18 protein-coding genes are annotated in these 20,262 nt (G+C 56.8%); 4 read left to right on the plus strand and 14 right to left on the minus strand.

Translation table 11 applies throughout. The annotated features are described in order from the left end of the window. Positions 1-48: 48 nt before the first annotated feature. From V8L71_RS06710 to ffh, 11 genes are all read right to left on the minus strand, one after another. Positions 49-678 (minus strand): YitT family protein, encoded by a 630-nt coding sequence (locus V8L71_RS06710; RefSeq protein ID WP_336273597.1) that lies wholly within the window; start codon positions 676-678, stop codon positions 49-51. A gap of 44 nt (positions 679-722) precedes the next feature. Then, positions 723-2,534, minus strand: coding sequence for a single-stranded-DNA-specific exonuclease RecJ (locus V8L71_RS06715; RefSeq protein ID WP_336273598.1), 1,812 nt, complete (start codon positions 2,532-2,534; stop codon positions 723-725). 22 nt (positions 2,535-2,556) lie between these two features. After that, the gene (gene thrC / locus V8L71_RS06720) at positions 2,557-3,945 is read right to left on the minus strand and encodes a threonine synthase (RefSeq protein ID WP_336273599.1); all 1,389 of its coding nucleotides are present in this window, start codon (positions 3,943-3,945) and stop codon (positions 2,557-2,559) included. Positions 3,946-3,950: 5 nt separating this feature from the next. Next, positions 3,951-5,267, minus strand: a complete 1,317-nt coding sequence (locus V8L71_RS06725) for a homoserine dehydrogenase (RefSeq protein WP_101147680.1) — start codon at positions 5,265-5,267, stop codon at positions 3,951-3,953. 133 nt (positions 5,268-5,400) lie between these two features. After that, positions 5,401-6,180: a DsbC family protein gene (locus V8L71_RS06730; RefSeq protein ID WP_336273600.1), complete on the minus strand. Its 780-nt coding sequence runs from the start codon at positions 6,178-6,180 to the stop codon at positions 5,401-5,403. Next, a complete protein-coding gene (xerD, locus tag V8L71_RS06735) occupies positions 6,155-7,036 on the minus strand; it encodes a site-specific tyrosine recombinase XerD (RefSeq protein WP_336273601.1) in 882 nt (293 codons plus the stop codon). The genes V8L71_RS06730 and xerD overlap by 26 nt, the downstream gene beginning before the upstream one ends. Positions 7,037-7,171: 135 nt before the next feature. Next, positions 7,172-7,528, minus strand: coding sequence for a 50S ribosomal protein L19 (gene rplS / locus V8L71_RS06740; RefSeq protein WP_027957738.1), 357 nt, complete (start codon positions 7,526-7,528; stop codon positions 7,172-7,174). Positions 7,529-7,760: 232 nt separating this feature from the next. Beyond that, entirely contained in the window at positions 7,761-8,522 is a 762-nt protein-coding gene (trmD, locus tag V8L71_RS06745) for a tRNA (guanosine(37)-N1)-methyltransferase TrmD (RefSeq protein ID WP_336273619.1), read from the minus strand. 101 nt (positions 8,523-8,623) lie between these two features. Further along, entirely contained in the window at positions 8,624-9,169 is a 546-nt protein-coding gene (gene rimM / locus V8L71_RS06750) for a ribosome maturation factor RimM (protein ID WP_008958728.1), read from the minus strand. Positions 9,170-9,235: 66 nt separating this feature from the next. Continuing rightward, positions 9,236-9,484 (minus strand): 30S ribosomal protein S16, encoded by a 249-nt coding sequence (gene rpsP, locus V8L71_RS06755; RefSeq protein WP_007111767.1) that lies wholly within the window; start codon positions 9,482-9,484, stop codon positions 9,236-9,238. A gap of 289 nt (positions 9,485-9,773) precedes the next feature. Beyond that, positions 9,774-11,201, minus strand: coding sequence for a signal recognition particle protein (ffh, locus tag V8L71_RS06760; RefSeq protein WP_071695239.1), 1,428 nt, complete (start codon positions 11,199-11,201; stop codon positions 9,774-9,776). A gap of 244 nt (positions 11,202-11,445) precedes the next feature. Here ffh and V8L71_RS06765 point away from each other — a divergent pair, with 244 nt between their 5' ends. After that, positions 11,446-12,243, plus strand: a complete 798-nt coding sequence (locus V8L71_RS06765) for a cytochrome C assembly family protein (protein WP_336273602.1) — start codon at positions 11,446-11,448, stop codon at positions 12,241-12,243. A gap of 104 nt (positions 12,244-12,347) precedes the next feature. Then, the gene (locus V8L71_RS06770; RefSeq protein WP_336273603.1) at positions 12,348-13,622 is read left to right on the plus strand and encodes an HlyC/CorC family transporter; all 1,275 of its coding nucleotides are present in this window, start codon (positions 12,348-12,350) and stop codon (positions 13,620-13,622) included. 46 nt (positions 13,623-13,668) lie between these two features. On the opposite strand, the gene V8L71_RS06775 is transcribed toward V8L71_RS06770, so the two are convergent. Next, positions 13,669-14,334: a 1-acyl-sn-glycerol-3-phosphate acyltransferase gene (locus V8L71_RS06775; RefSeq protein WP_295712376.1), complete on the minus strand. Its 666-nt coding sequence runs from the start codon at positions 14,332-14,334 to the stop codon at positions 13,669-13,671. After that, positions 14,331-14,945 (minus strand): TetR/AcrR family transcriptional regulator, encoded by a 615-nt coding sequence (locus V8L71_RS06780; RefSeq protein ID WP_008958733.1) that lies wholly within the window; start codon positions 14,943-14,945, stop codon positions 14,331-14,333. Before V8L71_RS06780 ends, V8L71_RS06775 begins: the two co-directional genes overlap by 4 nt. 191 nt (positions 14,946-15,136) lie before the next feature. Here V8L71_RS06780 and V8L71_RS06785 point away from each other — a divergent pair, with 191 nt between their 5' ends. Continuing rightward, positions 15,137-15,823, plus strand: a complete 687-nt coding sequence (locus tag V8L71_RS06785) for an SOS response-associated peptidase (protein WP_295712379.1) — start codon at positions 15,137-15,139, stop codon at positions 15,821-15,823. Beyond that, on the plus strand, positions 15,823-18,711 hold the full coding sequence (locus V8L71_RS06790) for an insulinase family protein (protein WP_336273604.1): 2,889 nt from the start codon (positions 15,823-15,825) through the stop codon (positions 18,709-18,711). Before V8L71_RS06785 ends, V8L71_RS06790 begins: the two co-directional genes overlap by 1 nt. A gap of 21 nt (positions 18,712-18,732) precedes the next feature. On the opposite strand, the gene sbcB is transcribed toward V8L71_RS06790, so the two are convergent. Then, entirely contained in the window at positions 18,733-20,226 is a 1,494-nt protein-coding gene (sbcB, locus tag V8L71_RS06795) for an exodeoxyribonuclease I (RefSeq protein WP_336273605.1), read from the minus strand. Between the last annotated feature and the right edge of the window lie 36 nt (positions 20,227-20,262).

Consider the following 20,262-nt stretch of genomic DNA (forward strand, 5'->3'; position numbering starts at 1 on the left):
GGGCTTATCGCACTGATAGTGTGGTGGTTCTGGCTTGGCTAAACGTTTTTAGCTCACCCCAATATAGCGCCCTGGCTTATGGTTCAGGGCGATAATCAGGTTTAGCGTCAGCGCCCCTAGTACCGAATACCCCACACGATCCAGCGGTAGTTGGGTCAACGCAATCAGCAGGATAACGCCATCAATCGCCAGTTGAACGTAACCTGCACGAAAGCCGTGTTTATCCTGCAAGTAGAGCGCGAGAATATTGATACCGCCTAGGCTCGTGCGGTGGCGAAACAGCATCAGCATACCAATGCCCATCAGCGCGCCGCCCATTAACGCAGCGTAGATTGAGGGCACGATGGCAAACTGCACCCAGCCTTGGGTTAGCTCCGAAAACAGCGATACCAGACCAATAGCGGCGAAGGTACGTAGGGTAAAACTCCAGCCCATACGCTTAACCGCCAAGTAGTAAAACGGCAGGTTAATGGCAAAAAAGTACACCCCAAAGCCCCAGCCAGTCACGCTGCTGATCATATAGCTGAGCAGCAGCGCCAAGCCTGCCGTACTGCCGGTCAGCAACACCGCATGGGTGTAAAAGGTCACCCCCAGCGCGACAAAGAACGTGCCCAGCAGCATCGCCATCACATCTTCATAGGGGCGATGTTGATCCTTGGGTAAATCTTCAACACGCATGGGAGCGTCCTTACTTAGGCTGTTGAGGTTATCAAGTGATTAGTTTAGATAGCGCTAGCGTGCTCAACCATTAACTGCAGCGTCTCACGGCCACGCCAACGATTGCGATTGAGCTTATAGGCACAGTGCAGCGTATCACCCACGTTAAACCCTGGCAGTTCCCCCGGTGTTAACGCACGAAACCAAATCGCTTTGCAGGTCACGGGGCCAGTGGAAAGCTCTAGCATCAGGTGCGCGCCATCAGCTCCCACCGGGCGCAGCGCCTCAACAATAAAGCGGCCTTCAAACAGCGGCGGATCGAATTCACGCCCGTAGGGGCCGAGTGTTTCGATCTCCGTTAATGTCGTCAGCGAAAGCTGCGCCGTGGAGAGTTCACCATCCGTCCAAAGGCGCGGATAGAGCGTTCGTCCCTCTAACTGCTCGCCCACTGCCTGCAAGAAAGCCGTTTTAAAGGCCTCAAGCTGATCCCGTGGCACGCCCACCCCTGCCGCGCCACTATGACCACCAAAGCGTGGTAACGCCTGGGGAGCAAGCTCAAAGGTACGCTGAAGGGCATCGCGCAGGTGCAGCCCGTCAATCGAGCGGCCAGAGCCGGTTAGCATGCCCGGTGCCGATGCTTGAGTTAGCACCAGTGCCGGGCGCCCGTAGGCCTGCACTAACCGCGAGGCGACGATACCCTGTACGCCGGGGTGCCCGTCTTCCAGCAGCACCACCACGGCGGGCTCGTCGGCACTCAGGGCGCTCGCCGCCAAGGTACGCGCCTCGGCAGCCATATCGGCCTCAATCGCTTTGCGGGACTGGTTATCCTGATCCAGCACGTCGAGCTGACGATTGGCGACACCATCGTTCTCGGCCAGCATAAAGTGCAGCGCCGCGTAGGGATCGTCCAGCCGCGAGCGGGCGTTGATGCGCGGCCCCATCTGAAACGCTAACGTCTCGGCGTTAAACGGCACGCTGTCGGCACCTAGCCGCGTGGCCATGGCGCGCCAGCACGCCGCATCCATCCGATTGATCAGCTTTAACCCTTGGTTGACCACCGCGCGGTTGGCCGGACTGCCACCCAATGACACACAGTCAGCCACAGTGCCCAAAGCTACATAGGAGAGCCAGGGCGACAGTTTGGGCGTCGACTCTGACAGCGCTCCCCACTCAATCAGCACACCGCGCGCCAGTGACATCAACAGCCACGCCACCATACAGCCAGCGATGGTTTTGTCAGGGTAGTCACAGTCCGAGCGGGTCGGATTTACGCAGGCATAAGCAGAAGATGGTGGCCCCTCGATAGGCAGCGCATGGTGGTCGCTGACCACCACATCGATACCCGCCGCTTTTAGGCGCGCGATCCGTGGCTCATCGGAGCTGCCACAGTCGGCGGTAATCACCAGGGTCGGAAACGGCTTTTGCGCCAGGGTGCGCTCTACCAGCGGCAGGCTAATCCCGTAGCCGTCGTTAATGCGATGGCCGATCAGACTGTGCAACTTGCCCTCCGGCACCCCAAACAGCTCTACCAGTGTGCGCCGGATCACGACATGAGAGGTAATACCGTCCACGTCGTAGTCGGTGAGAATACCGATCGCCTCGCCCTCGGCCACCGCCTGAGCGATACGCTCAGCAGCGCGGCGACCGTCCGCAAGCTTCTCGGGATGCGCTAGATAGCGCAGGCTAGGCGAAATTAATGGCAACAGTTCGCCGCGGTAGCCGGGCAAACGAGACGCCAGCAGCCGTGCCTGCAGTTCGCTTAAGCCTTCGGCTTGGGCACGGGCATACAGCGCCTCATCCACTGGACGAGGCTCTAAACGCGGTCTGGTTGTGCTGGAGGACGGCGTGCTATGGGGCAAATCGGTCACTGACGTCATCGCTGCCTCAATGAACGGGCATTCAACGCCGGTTTTCCACAACAAATTGCTGAACAGCGGCAAGCTCTGCTGGCAGCACGGTGTAACGCTCTTCGCGCTCTAGCAGGTCTTCCATATGCGGCGGCAGCGGCACGCCTAAGAAGCCCGCTTTCACCACGGCTTCGGCAAACTTGGCCGGATGCGCAGTCGCCAGGGTAATCACCGGCGTTGACTGATCAGCCCGGGCGCGCTCAGCGGCAATATAACCGGTCGCGGTATGCGGATCGAGCATCTCACCGGTGCGCTTATGAGCGTCACGAATCACTTCCAGAATCGTTGCATCGTCCACGCTATAGCTTGAGAACTTCTCGCGCAGCTTGGCCAGCGGCGCATCGGCCAGAGCAGAGGGCTCCTGCTGGAAGCGCTCAAGCAGGGCTGCCACGGCCATACCGTCGCGGTCATAAGCATCAAACAGCAGCCGCTCGAAGTTAGACGACACCACGATATCCATGGAGGGCGCCAACGTCGCCGCCAACTCCTTTTTGGAGAAGTCGTTGGCGGCCAGCGTGCGGTGCAGAATATCGTTGGCGTTGGTGGCGATGATGAACTGCTTCACCGGCAGGCCCATTTTGTAGGCCATATAGCCCGCAAACACGTTGCCAAAGTTGGCGGACGGTACGCAGAAGCTCACCTCGCGGTGCGGTGCACCCAGCGCGACGCCTGAGGCGATGTAGTAAACGATCTGGGCCATGATGCGCGCCCAGTTGATCGAATTCACCGCCACCAGGCGCGTGCCGTTTAGGAACGTTTGATCGGCAAAGCTTGCCTTGACCATTGCCTGGGCGTCGTCGAAATTGCCTTCGATGGCAATATTGAAGACGTTATTGGCCAGTACCGAGGTCATTTGACGACGCTGCACTTCTGAGACCCGGTTGTGCGGGTGCAGAATAAAGATATCCAGGTTGTCGCAGTGGCGGCAACCCTCAATCGCCGCGGAGCCGGTATCGCCCGAGGTCGCACCCATGATCACCGCACGTTCGCCGCGCTTTTTCAGGAAGTGATCCAGCAAGCGACCGAGCAACTGTAGCGCCACATCTTTGAACGCCAGCGTCGGGCCATGAAACTGCTCAAGCAGGAAGTGGTTGGCATCTAGCTGCTTAAGCGGCACGACCGCATCGTGATTAAACGTCGCGTAGGCTTCGGTCACAATGCTACGGAACGTTGTGTCGTCGATCTCACCGTTCACAAACGGCTTCATCACCCGGAAGGCGATCTCCGCATAGGAGAGCCCGGCCATCTCGACGAGCTCTTCGCGGGAGAATTCAGGCAGTGTTTCCGGCACATATAGGCCGCCGTCGCTGGCCATGCCGGTAAGCACGACTTCTTCAAAAGAGAGCGCGGGCGCCTGCCCACGCGTGCTGATATATCGCATCTGGGCTACTCCCCTTCGTCCAGGCTTTCCACGCGAATGCGTGTTAGCGGCCCGGCGATATCGGCCATCGACTCAATTTCACGAATCGCTTCGTTCATCTGCTTCTCTTTGGTGCGGTGGGTGAGCAGAATGATCGGCACCAATTCACCTTCGGTCGCTTCTTTCTGAATCAGCGCTTCGATAGAGATTCCCTGCTCGGCCAGAATCGTTGCCACTCGCGCCAGCACACCGGGGCGATCTACCGCCAGCAGGCGCAGGTAATAGGCGGTGGTAATGTCTTCCATCGGCATGATGGGTAGCTGGCTGACATCTTCATCAATGCCGCTGAACGCCAGGTAAGGCACGCGGTAGTGGTGATCGGTAGAGATATCCCGCGCGACGTCGAGCAGATCGGCCACAACTGCTGAGGCAGTCGGCTCTGCGCCAGCACCAGCACCGTAATAGAGCGTCGGGCCAACCGCGTCACCCATGATCGCAATGGCGTTTTTCACACCATGCACATTGGCCAGTAGGCGCTCTTTAGGAATCAGCGTGGGGTGCACGCGCAGCTCCAGGCCTTGGTCGGTGCGTTTGGAGATCCCCAGATGCTTGATCACATAGCCAAGGTTATCGGCCTGCTCGACATCTTCCGCGGTAATACGCGAAATGCCTTCGGTAAAGGCTTTCTCAAACTGCAGCGGCACGCCGTAAGCAATCGAGGCCAAAATCGTCAGCTTGTGCGCGGCGTCGATACCTTCCACATCAAAAGTGGGATCGGATTCGGCGTAGCCCAACGCTTGGGCTTCTGCGAGCACGTCTTCAAAGGCACGGCCTTCGTCGCGCATATGGGTAAGAATATAGTTGCCGGTGCCGTTGATAATGCCCGCCACCCATTCGATACGGTTGGCACCCAAGCCTTCGCGCAACGACTTAATCACCGGAATACCACCCGCGACCGCGGCTTCAAATGCCACGATAACGCCCTTTTCGTGGGCAGCCTTGAAGATTTCGTTACCGTGCACGGCAATCAGCGCTTTGTTGGCGGTGACCACGTGCTTGCCGTTGGCGATCGCCGTCAGCACCAGTTCGCGAGCGATATCGTAACCGCCAATTAGCTCCACCAGAACATCGACATTGGGGTTGGTGGCAACTTCAAACACATCAGAGGTGGCATTGATGCCGGTAATATCGCAGTCAGGATGAATACTGCGGTGAGCAACCTGCTCAATCACAATAGGACGGCCAGCACGACGCGCAATATCGTCAGCGTTGCGGGTCAATACGTTAAAGGTGCCGCCACCGACAGTGCCTAAACCACAAATACCTACTCTTACCGGTTTCAAAATACTTCCCCTTTCGTGTCGTGCACCTGGTGGTGCTGGTCTTAAATTTAGTCTTAAAAGCGGTTTTATAAGCTCTTAACCACGCGCGTTAAGACAGTATCTCAGCGTTGTATGCCGTCTAATCGTTGCGGCACTACTCATCGTCATCCAAGCCTAACATGGCGGTGAGCCGCTCGGGTGGCACAAATCCAGGGACCAACTGCCCATCGGGCAAAATAATCGCTGGCGTCCCCTGCACGCCCAGGGCTTTACCCAGCTCATATTGGCCAGCCACCGGATTGTCGCAGTCTGCCGCGCTGGAAATAGCCTCGCCTTCTTTGGCTTGAGTCATCGCTTCGCTGCGATTATCTGAGCACCACACCTGCTGCAGCGTGTTGGCGGCTTGGCTCCCCATGCCCGCACGAGGAAACGCCAGATAATGAACGGCGATACCGCGCTCATTTAGCTCGGGAATCGTTTCGTGTAAGCGGGCACAGTAAGGGCATGTGGGGTCGGTAAACACCGTGACAGTTGCCTTCGGCTCATCAGCTCCGCGGAAAATCACTCGCTCGCTTTCCGGCACGGCTGCTAACGCATCAGCACGCTCTTGATTCTGCTCTTGTTCGGTCAAATTCACCAAACCGTTATCGGCATTTTCATACAGATCGCCGACAAGAAAGTGGCTACCGTCCGCATTGGAGTAGAAGGATTCGCCGCTCTCCAACCGCACATGGTAAACGCCACTCATGGGCGTCTCCGTCACCGTTTCCACAGGCATCGCCTGACCATTAACGCTAAGGGATTCTGAAAGGCGGTCTGTTATCGCATCAGCCTGAGCGGCAACAGGTAATAGACTGCCCGCTATTAATAACGGAAATACTAAAAAACGGCGTTGACGCATCATCAATTCAACCTCGTGGGTGATGTTCTGCATGTAGGCTTTCCAAGCGCGCTTGGGCCACATGGGTATAAATTTGGGTCGTCGATAAATCGCTATGACCCAGCAGCAGCTGTACGACCCGCAAATTGGCCCCATGATTCAATAAATGGGTCGCAAATGCATGGCGAAGTGTGTGCGGTGACAGTGGCCGGGTAATCCCTGCCGTGATGGCATGTACCTTAATGCGATGCCAAAACGTTTGCCGAGTCATGGCTTTATCGCCCCGGCCTGGGAACAGCGCTGGGCGCGTTGGGTCACTCATCAGCGCCAATCGCGCGGTCTCCATGTAGTGCGCAATCCAATCCGCGGCCTCTTCACCCATGGGCACCAGGCGGTCTTTATCACCCTTACCGCGCACCCTCACCACGTTTTGGCGAAGGTTCACTGCATCGCCGGTCAGCCCCACCAGCTCTGACACCCGTAGGCCACAGGCGTAAAGTAACTCCAACATGGCACGATCGCGCACGCCTAAAGGCGTCTCCGTATCCGGCGCCATCAGCAGGCGCTCTACTTCGTCTTCTTCCAACGTATTAGGCAAGCCGGGAATGACGCGCGGCAGCTTGATGTCAGTGAGCGGGTCACTCATCACCTGGTTATTTAAGCGCCCCCAGCGGTAGAAACTGCGCAGCGTCGACAGCAGCCGGGCATTGCTACGCAGTTGGTAGCCCTGTTCCCGGCGGCTGGCGAACCATTCGCTAATCCGTTCCGGCGGTGGCGCCAGCAGCGCTTCGCCATGGCTCTCCAAATGTCGTTGCCACGCGGTTAAATCACGCCGATAGGCAGCTAGCGTATGATCGCTGGCGCCCTGCTCGAGCCATAGGGCATCCAGAAAAGCATCAATCACGCTCATACGGCAGCAGTCTCCGGCTGTTTGTTATCAAGCAGCTGTATAAACAAAACCCCGCCCCGCAAAGCGGTGACGGGGTCTTGGTATCTGGGCGCCACGCGTATAGAAGCACAGCGAACGCCCATGGAACAGTGGCGTTTAAGCCAGCTTTTCCTTGATACGTGCAGAACGACCGCTGCGCTCGCGCAGGTAGTAAAGCTTGGCTTGACGCACATCACCACGACGTTTGACTTCAATCGAGTCAACCAGCGGGCTGTAAGTCTGGAAGGTACGCTCAACGCCAACGCCGTGAGAAATTTTACGCACGGTGAACGCGGAGTTCAGGCCACGGTTACGCTTACCGATGACCACACCTTCAAACGCCTGCAGACGCTCGCGGGTGCCTTCTTTTACTTTTACCTGAACGACAATAGTGTCGCCGGGGGCAAAGGGAGGAATTTCCTTGCCCATTTGCTCAGATTCGATCGCCTGGATCACTTTGCTTTTGCTGCTCATCTTCATACTCCTGAATAACGTGTTGGCTTAACCGCTCAAACATGGGTGGCGGAAGCCGTGATCCCGGCGCTCGAAACGAGCTTCGCGGGAGTCGTTATGGGTGACACAGGTGCGTTGGCTAGTTCTTCAAACATAGACTTCTATGTAAGCTACTGCCGTGTCCGCCCTGCACCGCCGCTCTGGTTCAAGCAGTTGAAAACAACCTAGTTAATAAAACTAGTTGAAAAACAAGCTACTTAGTGGACAGAGCGTGTTCCTCGATAAACTCATTTAACAGCTTGCGCTGTTCGGCATCTAACGTTCGCCCTTCCAATAGGTCTGGACGGCGTTGCCATGTCCGGCCTAGCGACTGCTTTAATCGCCAACGCTTGATAGCTGCATGATTACCGCTTAGCAACACATCTGGCACTTGGCGCCCGTCAATTATTTCCGGACGGGTATAGTGCGGGCAGTCTAGCAGACCGTCATTAAACGAGTCTTCGACAGCGGAATCCTGATGGCCCAGCACGCCGGGTATCAGCCTTGCCGCTGCATCGATCAGCACCATTGCTGGCAGCTCACCGCCGCTCAACACATAGTCACCAATCGACCACTCTTCATCGATGTCACTCTCCACCACGCGTTCATCAATGCCTTCATAGCGACCTGCCACGACCACTAAAGGCCCGGCGGAAGCCAGTGCTTGAACGCCCTGCTGATCCAGCTTTCGCCCTTGAGGCGATAGATAGATCACCGTCGGTACTAAGCCGGTGGCTAGTTGCGCCCGCTCACGAGCCGCAAAGATCGCTGAGCGCAGAGTGTCGACTTTCATCAACATCCCTGGACCACCGCCATAGGGGCGGTCATCTACGCTACGATGGCGGTCAGTGGCGTAATCCCGCGGGTTCCAAAACTCCAGTGCAATACGCTGTTTCTCTACCGCTCGCCCGACCACGCCCTGTTGCGTTAACGCGTCGAACATTTCGGGAAACAACGACACCACACCAATCCACATTGCAGGCGCTACTGCTTCACTCTCCGTTGCCGGAGCGTTGCCACTATCCAACTCAGTTGAGTCGGAAGATGCATCATTACTCAAACTGTTCATAAGTTTGGTCAAAACTCAGGATCCCAATCGACGACCATGCGGCCCTCTTGGGAACTGATTTCAACAATGACATCATCTGGCAAAAATGGCAGCAGTCGCTCGCGCTTGTCGATTGCGTCTGAATCGCCGCGAACCACCATGACATCGTTGGCGCCGGTTTCAAACAGGTAGCTTACCCGCCCTAACCGCTCGCCGGCCTGAGTGAAGACCGTCATGCCTTCAAGCTCATGCCAATAGTATTCGCCGTCAGAAAGCTTAGGTAGTGTTTCTTTGGGCATCAGAATGTCCGTTTGGGCTAATGCTTCCGCCGCACTACGGTCATCGACCCCTTCAAGCTGCACTACAATTCCCTTGCCCTGTCGACGCCCCTGAACAATGCTCATGCGTTTAAGGGTTTCGCCTTGGCGCACCCACCATTCCGGGTATTCGAGAATGCTGTCCATCGGGCTAGTGTAGGAGTACACCTTGAGCCAACCTTTCACCCCATAAGGGCTAGTCAGCTTGCCTAGCACCACATGCGTGTCGTCAGTTTGGCTTATTTCAAAACGCGTCATTGACGACCTCAGCTAACCCAGCATTCATCTAATATCACACTACAGAACAGAACCCACAATGCAGGCTTACGCCTGTTTGCGTGCTTCTTTAACCAGCTCAGCAACACGACCAGACAACTGGGCGCCTTGGCTCTGCCAGTGAACAACGCGATCTAGGTCAACGCGCAGACGCTCTTCCTGACCACGGGCAACCGGGTTGAAAAAGCCGATACGCTCGATGAAACGACCGTCGCGGGCGTTACGAGAGTCAGTAACGGTCAGGTGGTAAAAGGGACGCTTCTTGGCGCCACCACGGGCCAAACGAATGGTAACCATACGATAACTATCCTTCGGTTGAGGTTACGAGAGTGTGTTGTTAGCGCAAACCGCTATCGGAACACTCTTCGTGCTGTTTTCTTGGCGCTAAGCCCACATAAGGCATGCTTAGTACCATTAAGGCCTTCACTGAGACTGTTACCGCTACGTTTTTAACGTATTTTAGGCAACACCCACGCATGAAGAGGCCGCATTCTACGCAAATGCGCTCGGCTTGGAAAGCCTGACAGCCAGAAAACTCACAGGCCGTCAACCTCACCAAGCGCATCAGCACGTTACTGTTAGTGTTTTAACGCCGCGGCAATCCGCCTGGGCCACCCATACCGCCCATGCCGCCGGGCCCACCCATACCTCCGGGCCCGCCAGGGCCACCGCCGCCCATCATGCCGGACATGCCGCGCATCATTTTCTGCATGCCGCCCTTCTGGCCTGCTTTCTTCATCATCTTCTGCATCTGCTTATGCTGCTTAAGCAGACGATTAAGATCAGGCACTTGCAGACCGGCACCCGAGGCAATACGGCGCTTGCGCGAGCCATTGATAATATCCGGCTTGCGGCGCTCTTTGGGCGTCATGGAGTTGATCAGCGCTTCTAATTTGCCGAGCTCTTTCTCAGGACCAGGGCCTTGGGCCATCTCGGCCATCTGCCCCATACCCGGCAACTTGCCCATTAGACCACCCATACCGCCCATCTTCTTGAGCTGCTGGAGCTGGTCGCGAAAATCTTCCAGGTCAAAGCCATCACCCTTCTTGACCTTTTTGGCCAACTTCTCGGCTTTGGACTTATCGACGGTGCGCTCAGCTTCCTCGATCAGCGACAGCATGTCGCCCATGCCCAGGATGCGCGAGGCAACCCGGTCTGGGTGGAAAGGCTCTAGGGCATCGACTTTTTCACCGACACCCATAAACTTAATGGGCTTGCCGGTAATGTGGCGTACCGACAGCGCCGCGCCACCACGAGCATCACCGTCCGCCTTGGTGAGGATCACCCCAGTTAGCGGCAGCGCTTCGCTAAACGCCTTGGCGGTATTGGCGGCATCCTGGCCGGTCATGGCGTCAACGACAAACAGCGTTTCCTGAGGCGAGACCGCTTTATGCAGTGCCTGAATCTCCGCCATCATGGCTTCATCAATCGCCAGACGGCCGGCGGTATCGATCAGCACGACATCGTGAAACTGGATTTTGGCGTGCTTGATGGCCGCTTCGGCAATCGCTACCGGCTGTTGGTCAGAGCGTGAGGGGAAGAAATCCACCTCGACTTCTTTTGCCAGGGTTTCGAGCTGGTCGATAGCCGCCGGGCGATAGACGTCGGCAGACACCACCAAGACTTTCTTCTTCTCGCGCTCACGCAGGTAGCGGGCCAACTTGGCCACAGAGGTGGTTTTACCCGCCCCCTGTAGACCGGCCATCAATACAACAGCGGGGGAGCCTTTAAGCACAAAGCCGTCGTTGGCTTCGCCCATAATCGCTTCCAGCTCTTGCTGGACGATTTTGACGAACTGCTGGCCAGGCGACAGGCTTTTGGACACTTCCTGCCCTACCGCCCGCTCGCGAACGCGCTCGATAAACTCCTTGATGACCGGCAATGCTACATCGGCCTCAAGCAGTGCGCGGCGCACTTCGCGCAGGGTGTCTTTTATATTGTCGTCAGTCAGGCGAGCCTGACCTTTAATCGACTTTAACGTCTGGGAAAGACGCTCGCTTAGATTCTGAAACATGGGGCCTCTGCCTCCGTCACTGCCGTCGGCGCGCACGCCCTGGACTAATTAGTAAAAAGATTATACGCGCTCACGCTTAGAGTCTCCATGGGGTGCATTGAGCGCCATACCTATTTTCCTACGTTTGCCCTGCTGGGCGACGCCGCTTGGATTAGTTATAGTAGTTGGATAGATTCTCGTCGTAATCACACTTAATACGTTTATTTATTCACAGCAACGCGCTGCAAGGCGCACGGATAGCATCATGCAGGCGCTCCCTTTCGCCACGATTGCTTTTGTTTTTTATGTTGCCGCTGCCATTTGGCAGGGCATGACGCTCTTCCGGCGCGTGCCGCCCCGCCAGGGCATGGTGCGCCTGCTCGCCGTGTTGGGCTTGCTGTTGCATATTCCTGTGGTGGTCAAATTAGTCGGCCAATCCCCTGGGCTACTGCCCGGCTTTACCACCAGTGCCACGCTACTGATGGCGGTGGCGGTTAATGTTGTGTTGGTCGCCAGCCTGTTTAAACCAGTGCTTAATGCAGGCATTGCACTGTTTCCGCTAGCAGGCATTGCGCTCATTGCTGCCACTTGGCTACCGAATCAAGGCGGCCATACGGGACTAACGCCAGGCATTTTGTTGCATGCAGTGAGCTCTGCCCTAGCGTTTGCCGTATTGGCCATTGCCGCCGCACAAGCCGTGCTGGTTGGCCTGCAAAACCAGGCGCTACGCCATCATCATATTCGCGGCATAGTGCAGTCGCTACCGCCGCTGACCACCATGGAGCGCGTGCTTTTTGAGTTGATCTGGGCGGGCATCATTCTATTAACGCTCTCCATCGCGAGCGGCCTTATTTTCCTGGATAACTTTTTTGCCCAACACTTGGCGCATAAAACCGTGCTTTCGCTGCTGGCTTGGGTAATCTTCACGACACTGTTGATTGGTCGTTATCGTTATGGATGGCGCGGCATGCGTGCCGTACGCTGGACACTGGGCGGCTGCGGCCTACTCGTACTGGCCTATTTCGGCAGCAAGTTTGTACTTGAGGTTTTACTCAATCGATAACTGCTCAACCGCAAACGGGGCGCAACCACGCCTTTGGTTGTCTTGACACACCACTCGCGACCTTCTACAAATCGAGCCTAATACGCCACAAAGGACTTTTCGACTTGAGCGACGACTTCCCCCTGGGGTTACTGTTCGGCCTGCTAGCCTTACTGATAGTGCTTTCTGCTTTCTTCTCCAGCTCTGAAACCGGCATGATGTCGATTAACCGCTACCGCTTGAGTCATCAAGCCAACAGCGGGGATCGCAGAGCCAAACGGGTCATGCGCCTGCTCACACGCCCAGACCGCCTGATCGGCGTTATCCTGATCGGCAATAACTTCGTCAATAACTTGGCAGCGTCGATCGCCACCATTATTGCCATTCACTTCTTTGGCGATGTATCAGGGCCTGCTATCTCCACCGCCCTGCTGACCATCACGATTCTGATTTTCGCCGAAGTGACGCCGAAGACCTACGCCGCGATTAAGCCCGAGCGGATTGCTTACCCGACGTCCTATGCCCTTGAGCCACTGCTGAAACTGCTCTACCCGCTGGTATGGCTGGTTAACGTGATGTCTAACGGCCTGCTCCGGCTAGTGGGCGTTAAAAGCGTCGATAACGGCGGTGACAGCCTAACGCGTGATGAACTGCGCACGGTGGTACATGAAGCCGGCACGTTGATTCCCTACCGTCACCGCGCCATGCTGCTGTCGATTCTTGACCTTGAGAACGTTACGGTTAATGACATTATGGTGCCTCGCCATGAAGTTCTGGGCATCGACCTGGATGACACGCTGGAAGATATTTTGACGCAGATTCGTACCAGCCAGCACACTCGGCTGCCGGTCTATAAAGGCGACATCAATAATATTATCGGCATGCTGCATTTGCGTAATGCGGCACGCTTTCTATCCCGGGATGAAGTCACCAAGGCATCCATTGTTCAGGAAGCCCGCGAGCCCTATTTTATTCCCGAGTCGACACCTCTCCATACCCAATTGCTCAACTTTCAAAAGCAGAAGCGGCGTATTGGCATCGTGGTAGATGAGTATGGCGATGTTGAGGGCTTGGTCACGCTGGAGGATATTCTCGAAGAGATCGTTGGTGAGTTCACTACCGATGTCTCTGAAGATGAAGAGATTCACCAGCAGGACGACGGCAGCCATGTGATCGAAGGCACCGCCAATATTCGCGAAATTAATAAGATGCTCGGCTGGCAGCTTCCTACCGATGGCCCCAAGACGCTTAACGGGCTAATCCTTGAACACCTTGAAGCTTTTCCGGAAGGCCCGGCGTGCCTGCAGATCGACAATATGCGCATGGAGATTCTAGAGATCCGAGACAATCTCATCACCTCGGCGCGCTGCTGGCAAAAGCTGCGAGCACCACGCCGCTAGGCGGCGATCAAGACGAAGGATTGAGTTAAGAGAGAGCTCAAACAGCTTAACGGCGGCTGGCCAGATCCTGATCAGCCGCTGCTTTTAAAGCCCTCACTCGGGCTTCCAGAAAACGCCGCAGCGCCATATCATCGGCATCCAAGCGATTGAGCGGTGGCCCAAAGTGTAAGCTCACGGGCGCCCGAAACCGCTTGGGATACTTCTTTAGCGCCTTACCACCATGGTGAGACGTCCAGGAGCCCCATAGGCCCGCCAACCCAGCTGGAATGACCGGCACATCATCCCTGGCCAGTATGGTCTCCAATCCACGGCGAAAAGCATGGATCTCACCGTCTGGGGTCAGCCGGCCTTCGGGAAAGACCATCACGACCTGCCCCTGGCGAAGCGCAGTGCTAACGTCATCCAGGGCGCGCCTAAGAGCGCCAGGGCTGCGCCGCTCAGACTCAATGGGAATAGCGCCCACCAGCTGGAACCACCACTTCAGCCAAGGGGAATCAAAAATCGGCTGATCCATAACAAAGCGTAATGGCCGGGGGCTAGCGCCGCCAAGCACCAGGGCATCCATAAAGCTTACGTGATTACACACTACCAGCGCGGCACCGTGCGCAGGGATATGCTGACGCCCATGCACCTGCAGCCGATAGCAAAGGCGCATGGAGATAAAAATCAGCCAGCGCAGCACTTGACGAGTCGCATTCACCCACCCCGTCACGTTGCCGCCTCACGGTGGCGTAAGCCCGCCAGAATGGTACTCATCAGTTGATCCAGCAGTTCGTCCACTTTCAACTGCTGGCCCTGCCAGTAGCCCAGGCGCTCATTCAGGCCAAGCTGAACGAGGCCATGCACACTGCCCCACAGCGTACGCCCCAAACGACGCGCCTCCAGGTCATCCAAGGCAGGCTGATAAGATTTGAGCGATGCTTCCACTTGCGTAAACAGCGCTTCAATCAAGTCACTCTGACGCTGATCCAGCTCACCCTCTTTTGCCAACGGGTAATCGAAAAGCAGCTGCCAGCGGTAGCAGTCCTGCTCAGCGAAAAGCCAATAGGCACGGGCTAACGAACGCAGCCACGGCTCAGGATCATCATCCACCAGGCTGGTAATGGTGTGCTGCAAGCGCGCCAGCGTTTCCACATTGACGTGCTGCAATAAGTTATTGAAGCTGCCATAGAGTTTAAGTAGCGTACTGGGGGCGCAGCCAACTTCCCTGGCCAGGGCACGTAGTGAAAGACCATGGACTGGCTGCTCAGCCAACCATTCATCACAAGCGTGCATGACCTGAGAATGGAGGGCATCGGGCGCATGCTGTCTAGGACGGGCCATGGCGATCTCTTAAGGTCAACGGCAAACGAGGAGGAATGCCTCACTGCACTTTAGCGGGAGCAAGGGGTAATATAGGATACCTTACATCGAACACTGTTTTCGACACTAAAACACTACATTTCGTGCTTCATTGCGCGAAGTCCCTCGCGTCCAGGGCCACTTCCACGACGATTTTGCTTAAGGAGACAGGCATGACGGGTCGATTGCATGTGCAAAATTTACCGCTGACCCGTTTATTGCCAACGCTTGATCGCCAGGACCCATTGATTGAGTCCGCTAATTTAGCGCCCCGGCGCCCTATTTCGGCGATTCGCCTTGAACAGGGCGAGTATCGGCTCTCGTCGGTTTTCTGGGGGCTGACACCGCCTTGGCTGGAAGTACTGGATCACGCCCCCCACTGCGCCCGCTCTGAAACCCTGGCATCACGGGCGATGTTTCGCGATGCATTCAGCGCACGCCGGTGCGTTATTCCCGTGAGCGGTTTCTATGTATGGAAAACACAGCCGCGCAGTAAACAGCCTTATCTAGTGACCCAGGTATCCCGGGCGCCGTTACTGCTGGGCGCGTTGTGGTGCCGTTATCACACCACCTTAACGGCGTTCACCGATTCCGCGGCCTTGATTACCGTACCCGCTAATATTCTGCTCTCGCCACTCACGGATCGCCTGCCCGCCGTCATTCCCAGCCATGCGTTATCTACCTGGCTCAACCCCGATACCGATACCGACACGCTTAATTCGCTATTAACGCCCGCACCTTTGGAACTGTTGGGCGCTTTTCCGGTATCTAAACATGTCAATAATCCCGCCTATCAGTCATCGGCTTGTGCCCATCCTACCGGGTCGATGCTGCGCTGGGCTGTGTCTCAGGAGCTGTAATGTTGCGACCCCCTTGTTTCAAGCACTGGCATCACCTGCCGCGGCATGCACTGTTCGGTGTCATCATAAGCCTCTGGGTAGCGCCGCTCGCGTTAGCCAACGACAATGAGGCCATTGCCGATCCGGACGCAGTGGACGCTGTCAAAGCGACCGTCACCCCGATCACCAGCCCTTATGACAGTCGCGACTACCGTGTATTGACGCTTGAAAATGGCCTGAATGTGCTACTGGTCAGCGACCCTGAGGCAGATAAAGCCGCCGCGTCCATGAACGTTCGCGTGGGCAGCGCTCAAGACCCTGAGGACCTTCAGGGGTTGGCTCACTTTCTGGAGCACATGCTGTTTTTAGGCACCGAGCCGTATCCAGAGTCCGACGGCTATCAGCGCTATATCTCTAACAACGCCGGCTCACACAACGCTTTTACCGCCCAGCAGGATACCAATTACTTCTTTGATATTGAGCCATCGGCGCTGCCGGGGGCGTTAGATCGCTTCAGCGAATTTTTCCTTTCGCCGCTGTTTAATGCCGACCACCTGGAGAGCGAACGTAACATCGTTCACTCGGAGTACATGGCGCGGATCCGTGACGAATCCCGGCGTGAAAACGATGTACTGAATCAGCTTTTAAACCCTAAAAACCCCACCACCGGCTTTGCCGTGGGTAGCCGTGAAACGCTCGCAAGCCCGCCAGAGGGCGAAACGCCGCTGCGTGAGCGAGTGATTGATTTTTATCACCAGCATTACGATGCCAACGTAATGAACTTGGCGATTGTGGCTCCCCAGCCACTGGATCAGTTAGAAACATGGGTCGCCGAACGCTTTGCCGCTATTCCCGACCGCGATCTAAGCGCGCCGACCATTGACGCGTCGCTGATCGATACCGACACCCTTCCTCGCTACATCGAGCGGCAATCGCTGCAAGATCGTCGTCAGCTGCGCTTTTACTTCCCAGTACCTGACCCTACCGATGACTACCGCAGCAAACCAACACAACTGATTGCGCATCTGCTTGGTGACGAAGGCGATGGCAGCCTGCTTGCCGTGCTGCGCGATGCCGGGCTGGCCGATGGACTTTCCGCCGGCATAGGTCGTGGTGACGGTAACGAAGCGCTATTCACTATCTCCATCAGCCTGACACCCGCAGGCGCCGAACGCTTAGACGACATTGAAGCCACGCTGTTGGCAGCCATTGATCAACTGCGTAATGACGGCCTCGCCGAGTGGCGCTACGAGGAGCAAGCAGACCTCAACGAGCAGGGATTCCGCTTCCAGCAACACGGCGCGCCACAGCAGGAAGCCACTCGCCTCTCCATGAGCCTTTCGCGCTATCCGGTAGAAGATGTTCAATACGCGGCTTACCGCATGGATGGCCCTGATGCAGAGCGTCAACAAGCCTACCTGGATGCGCTAACGGCCGATAACATGCTGCGCTTTTACTCTGGGCCTGACGTGGAGAGCGATACCGTTTCACCGTGGTTCAACACGCAGTGGAAAGAGCAGACGCCCGACCAACCGGGGCAGGCGTTAAGCGGCCTGGCACTCCCCGGCCCCAACCCCTTCATTGCCAGTGACTTAACCTTACTCGAAGGGCAGGATGACCACCCCAGCCTGCTGGTCGATACGCCGTCGTTTACCGCTTGGCACATGCAGGATGCGCGCTTTAATACGCCGAGCGTCGAGTGGCGCGTCAGCCTACAAAACCCCACCGCCAGCTATTCCGCCGAAGAAGCAGTGTTAACACGCTTATTGGCCAGTTGGCTTAATGACAGTTTGAACGAATCGCTTTACCCCGCTTGGCTGGCGGGCCAGTCCTTTAGCGCCTACCCGCACTCCCGCGGTATGACGCTTTCCTTCTCCGGCTGGCGGGATGGGCAAACGCCCCTGATCGAACAGGCCATTGAACAACTCAAAAGTGCCGCGATCACCGACGGCGCTTTCGAGCGCGTGCGTTACCAACTGCAGCGTGAATGGCGCAACGCTCCTCAGTCATCGCTATATGGCCAAGCCAGCCGAACGCTGGGCGAAGCCTTGCTCACGCCCCAGTGGTCGACTGCTGAACTGCTTGCCGCCAGCGACCGCTTTGACCGTCATCATTTAGAGGATTTTCGCCAACGCTTTCTGGGGGGGCTCTATGTCGATGCCATGGCGGTCGGTAACCTCGATGAAGCGCTGGCGCGCGAACAGGCACAGCTAATGCGCACTCAGTTGCGCCCACGGCTAACCCGCGATGAGATTCCCAACCTAACCCCCCTCGCAGCGGATGAAGCGCACGCGGTGCTACACCCGCATAGCTCGCGAGAGGAATCGTTGGTGCTGCGCTATCTGCAAGCACGCGATCAAACCCTGGAAGAACAAGCGACGACGAGCGTGATTGCCCAGTGGCTAGATACGCCGTTCTATCAGCAGTTACGCACTGAACAGCAGCTCGGCTATATCGTTAACGCGGGCTATTCACCCCTTCTCGAAGCGCCGGGCATTGCGCTGGTGGTGCAATCACCGGATGTCGACAGCGACACCATCGCCGCGCGCATGGATACCTTTCTGGAGGAGGCAGGCCAGCGTCTTGCGCCATTGACCGATGAAGCGTTAGCGCCCTATCGCCAAGCGGTACACGATCAGTTGCGCCAGCGCGATACGAGTTTATCTGGCATGGCCAATCGTTACTGGCAGGCAACCGCCCTGGAAGACGTGCGTTTTGACCGCCGTGACCAGTTGGCGGAATTAGTCCTCGACGTCAGCCTTGATGACATCAAGGCCCTTTGGCCATCGCTGCAGGAGCACATGCTCGATGTGCGCTTCAACCCTAGCGATGAACCGAGCGATGTCAACCATTATCGCGAGGGCCTCGCACCACTGCCCCACGTGCATGAAGAGCAAACCGCTCGGTAACGCATTAGCACCTTGAGCCGCTCAGGCGTCAAACGCCTGAGCGGGCATCATGGCTTCCACGAACATGACGAGCTCTTCCAGAATCTGGCGCTCACGATCAGTAAGGGTTTGCTGATTGTACTGCTCAATTTCCCGCGCAAATGCCTTCAACGTAAAGCCTGCTAATGCAGGATCATTAATGCGCATCCAGCGAAACGCCTCCCACTGCTCACGCTCTTCGCCTTCCAGCGTGTCGGGATAACTGCGCGCACGAAAGCGAAACAGCATCTCTTCCAGGCGTGAATCTTGAAACGCAAACCGTTGCCCCACTAAGTCCCATGGCTCCATTTCGCGCACTCGTTCCATCTGCTGCCGGTCTACGGCAGAGAAAAAGCTGCCTGAGTAGAGCATTAGATCCGGGTCTTGCGGCGCCTCTTCGTAGCCTGCGTTAAACACCTCAGCGACTTTGTCGGCCAACCCGCTGGCATCGCGCAAGGTTTTCCAATGCTGCCGACAGGCCGTCACATCCAAGCCCAACCGTTTAACGATAGTGCCGTATTCGCCTTTTTGCGGCCCATCGACATCTTTTAGGGCACTCGCAGGAAAAACCACGGGGCAGCGATTGATATGAATCACTTTCAGCGGGATGCGCGCCTCGCCTTCAGTTAAATCCTGTTGGCTAACAAACACGCGCTCACGAATCTGCTCAGCGGACATGCTCAGCATATCACTGGGGTCCACGCTTAAATCGTAAACGATTACCCCATTCGGATTTGTCGGATGTTCGGCCAGCGGCATGACTAACGCACTACAGCCTCGGCTGGCGGGATAGCGGCGGGAAATATGCAGCAGTGGTTTGGCACCGGGCAGGTCGAGCTGCGTCGCCACGGCACGCTTACCGCGCAGGCCAAGTAGGTAGTCGAACAACTTAGCATTACGCGCTTTGAGCAAACGGGCCAGCGCAATCGTCGCCCGCACATCGGCGACCGCATCGTGCGCGCCCTCATGGGCAATCCCATTCGCCGCCGTCAAATGCTCAAGTTTGAAGCTGGGTGCGCCGTCTTCGCGCCGCGGCCACTCAATGCCATCCGGGCGCAGCGCATAGAAGGCGCGCACAATATCAATCAAATCCCAGCGGGAATTGCCGTTTTGCCACTCGCGAGAATAAGGATCGAGCAGGTTGCGATAAAAAAGATGCCGTGACACCTCATCATCAAATCGCAGGCTGTTGTAGCCCACGACGCAAGTGCCCGGCTCGCTCATATGACGCTGAATCTCACCCGCAAACTCGGCTTCGGGGAGACCATGGCGTTGCGCTTTTTGAGGCGTGATACCCGTGATCAAACAGGCCGCGGGATGGGGCAAATAGTCATCGGCCGGTTTACAGTAAAGCTCGATGGGATCACCGATCTCGTTGAGATCGGCATCGGTGCGAAGCGCGGCGAACTGGGCGGGCCGATCGCGACGCGGGTCAGCCCCGAAGGTTTCATAGTCATGCCAGAGAAAACTGGCAGGGGCAGCATTGGGTGGCGCCATGCACTAACACTCCGCTGGGCAATGAAAAGCCCAAGC

Source organism: Vreelandella indica (genome assembly GCF_037070225.1).
Taxonomy (GTDB): domain Bacteria; phylum Pseudomonadota; class Gammaproteobacteria; order Pseudomonadales; family Halomonadaceae; genus Vreelandella; species Vreelandella arctica.

Coding starts and splice junctions, on each gene's coding strand:
- thrC (WP_336273599.1), bottom strand. CDS start 3,945: ATGCGATATATCAGCACGCGTGGGCAGGCGCCCGCGCTCTCTTTTGAA.
- rpsP (WP_007111767.1), bottom strand. CDS start 9,484: ATGGTTACCATTCGTTTGGCCCGTGGTGGCGCCAAGAAGCGTCCCTTT.
- rplS (WP_027957738.1), bottom strand. CDS start 7,528: ATGAGCAGCAAAAGCAAAGTGATCCAGGCGATCGAATCTGAGCAAATG.
- V8L71_RS06765 (WP_336273602.1), top strand. CDS start 11,446: ATGCAGGCGCTCCCTTTCGCCACGATTGCTTTTGTTTTTTATGTTGCC.
- ffh (WP_071695239.1), bottom strand. CDS start 11,201: ATGTTTCAGAATCTAAGCGAGCGTCTTTCCCAGACGTTAAAGTCGATT.
- V8L71_RS06715 (WP_336273598.1), bottom strand. CDS start 2,534: ATGACGTCAGTGACCGATTTGCCCCATAGCACGCCGTCCTCCAGCACA.
- V8L71_RS06730 (WP_336273600.1), bottom strand. CDS start 6,180: ATGCAGAACATCACCCACGAGGTTGAATTGATGATGCGTCAACGCCGT.
- V8L71_RS06780 (WP_008958733.1), bottom strand. CDS start 14,945: ATGGCCCGTCCTAGACAGCATGCGCCCGATGCCCTCCATTCTCAGGTC.
- V8L71_RS06790 (WP_336273604.1), top strand. CDS start 15,823: ATGTTGCGACCCCCTTGTTTCAAGCACTGGCATCACCTGCCGCGGCAT.
- V8L71_RS06785 (WP_295712379.1), top strand. CDS start 15,137: ATGACGGGTCGATTGCATGTGCAAAATTTACCGCTGACCCGTTTATTG.
- V8L71_RS06710 (WP_336273597.1), bottom strand. CDS start 678: ATGCGTGTTGAAGATTTACCCAAGGATCAACATCGCCCCTATGAAGAT.
- sbcB (WP_336273605.1), bottom strand. CDS start 20,226: ATGGCGCCACCCAATGCTGCCCCTGCCAGTTTTCTCTGGCATGACTAT.
- xerD (WP_336273601.1), bottom strand. CDS start 7,036: ATGAGCGTGATTGATGCTTTTCTGGATGCCCTATGGCTCGAGCAGGGC.
- trmD (WP_336273619.1), bottom strand. CDS start 8,522: ATGTGGATTGGTGTGGTGTCGTTGTTTCCCGAAATGTTCGACGCGTTA.
- rimM (WP_008958728.1), bottom strand. CDS start 9,169: ATGACGCGTTTTGAAATAAGCCAAACTGACGACACGCATGTGGTGCTA.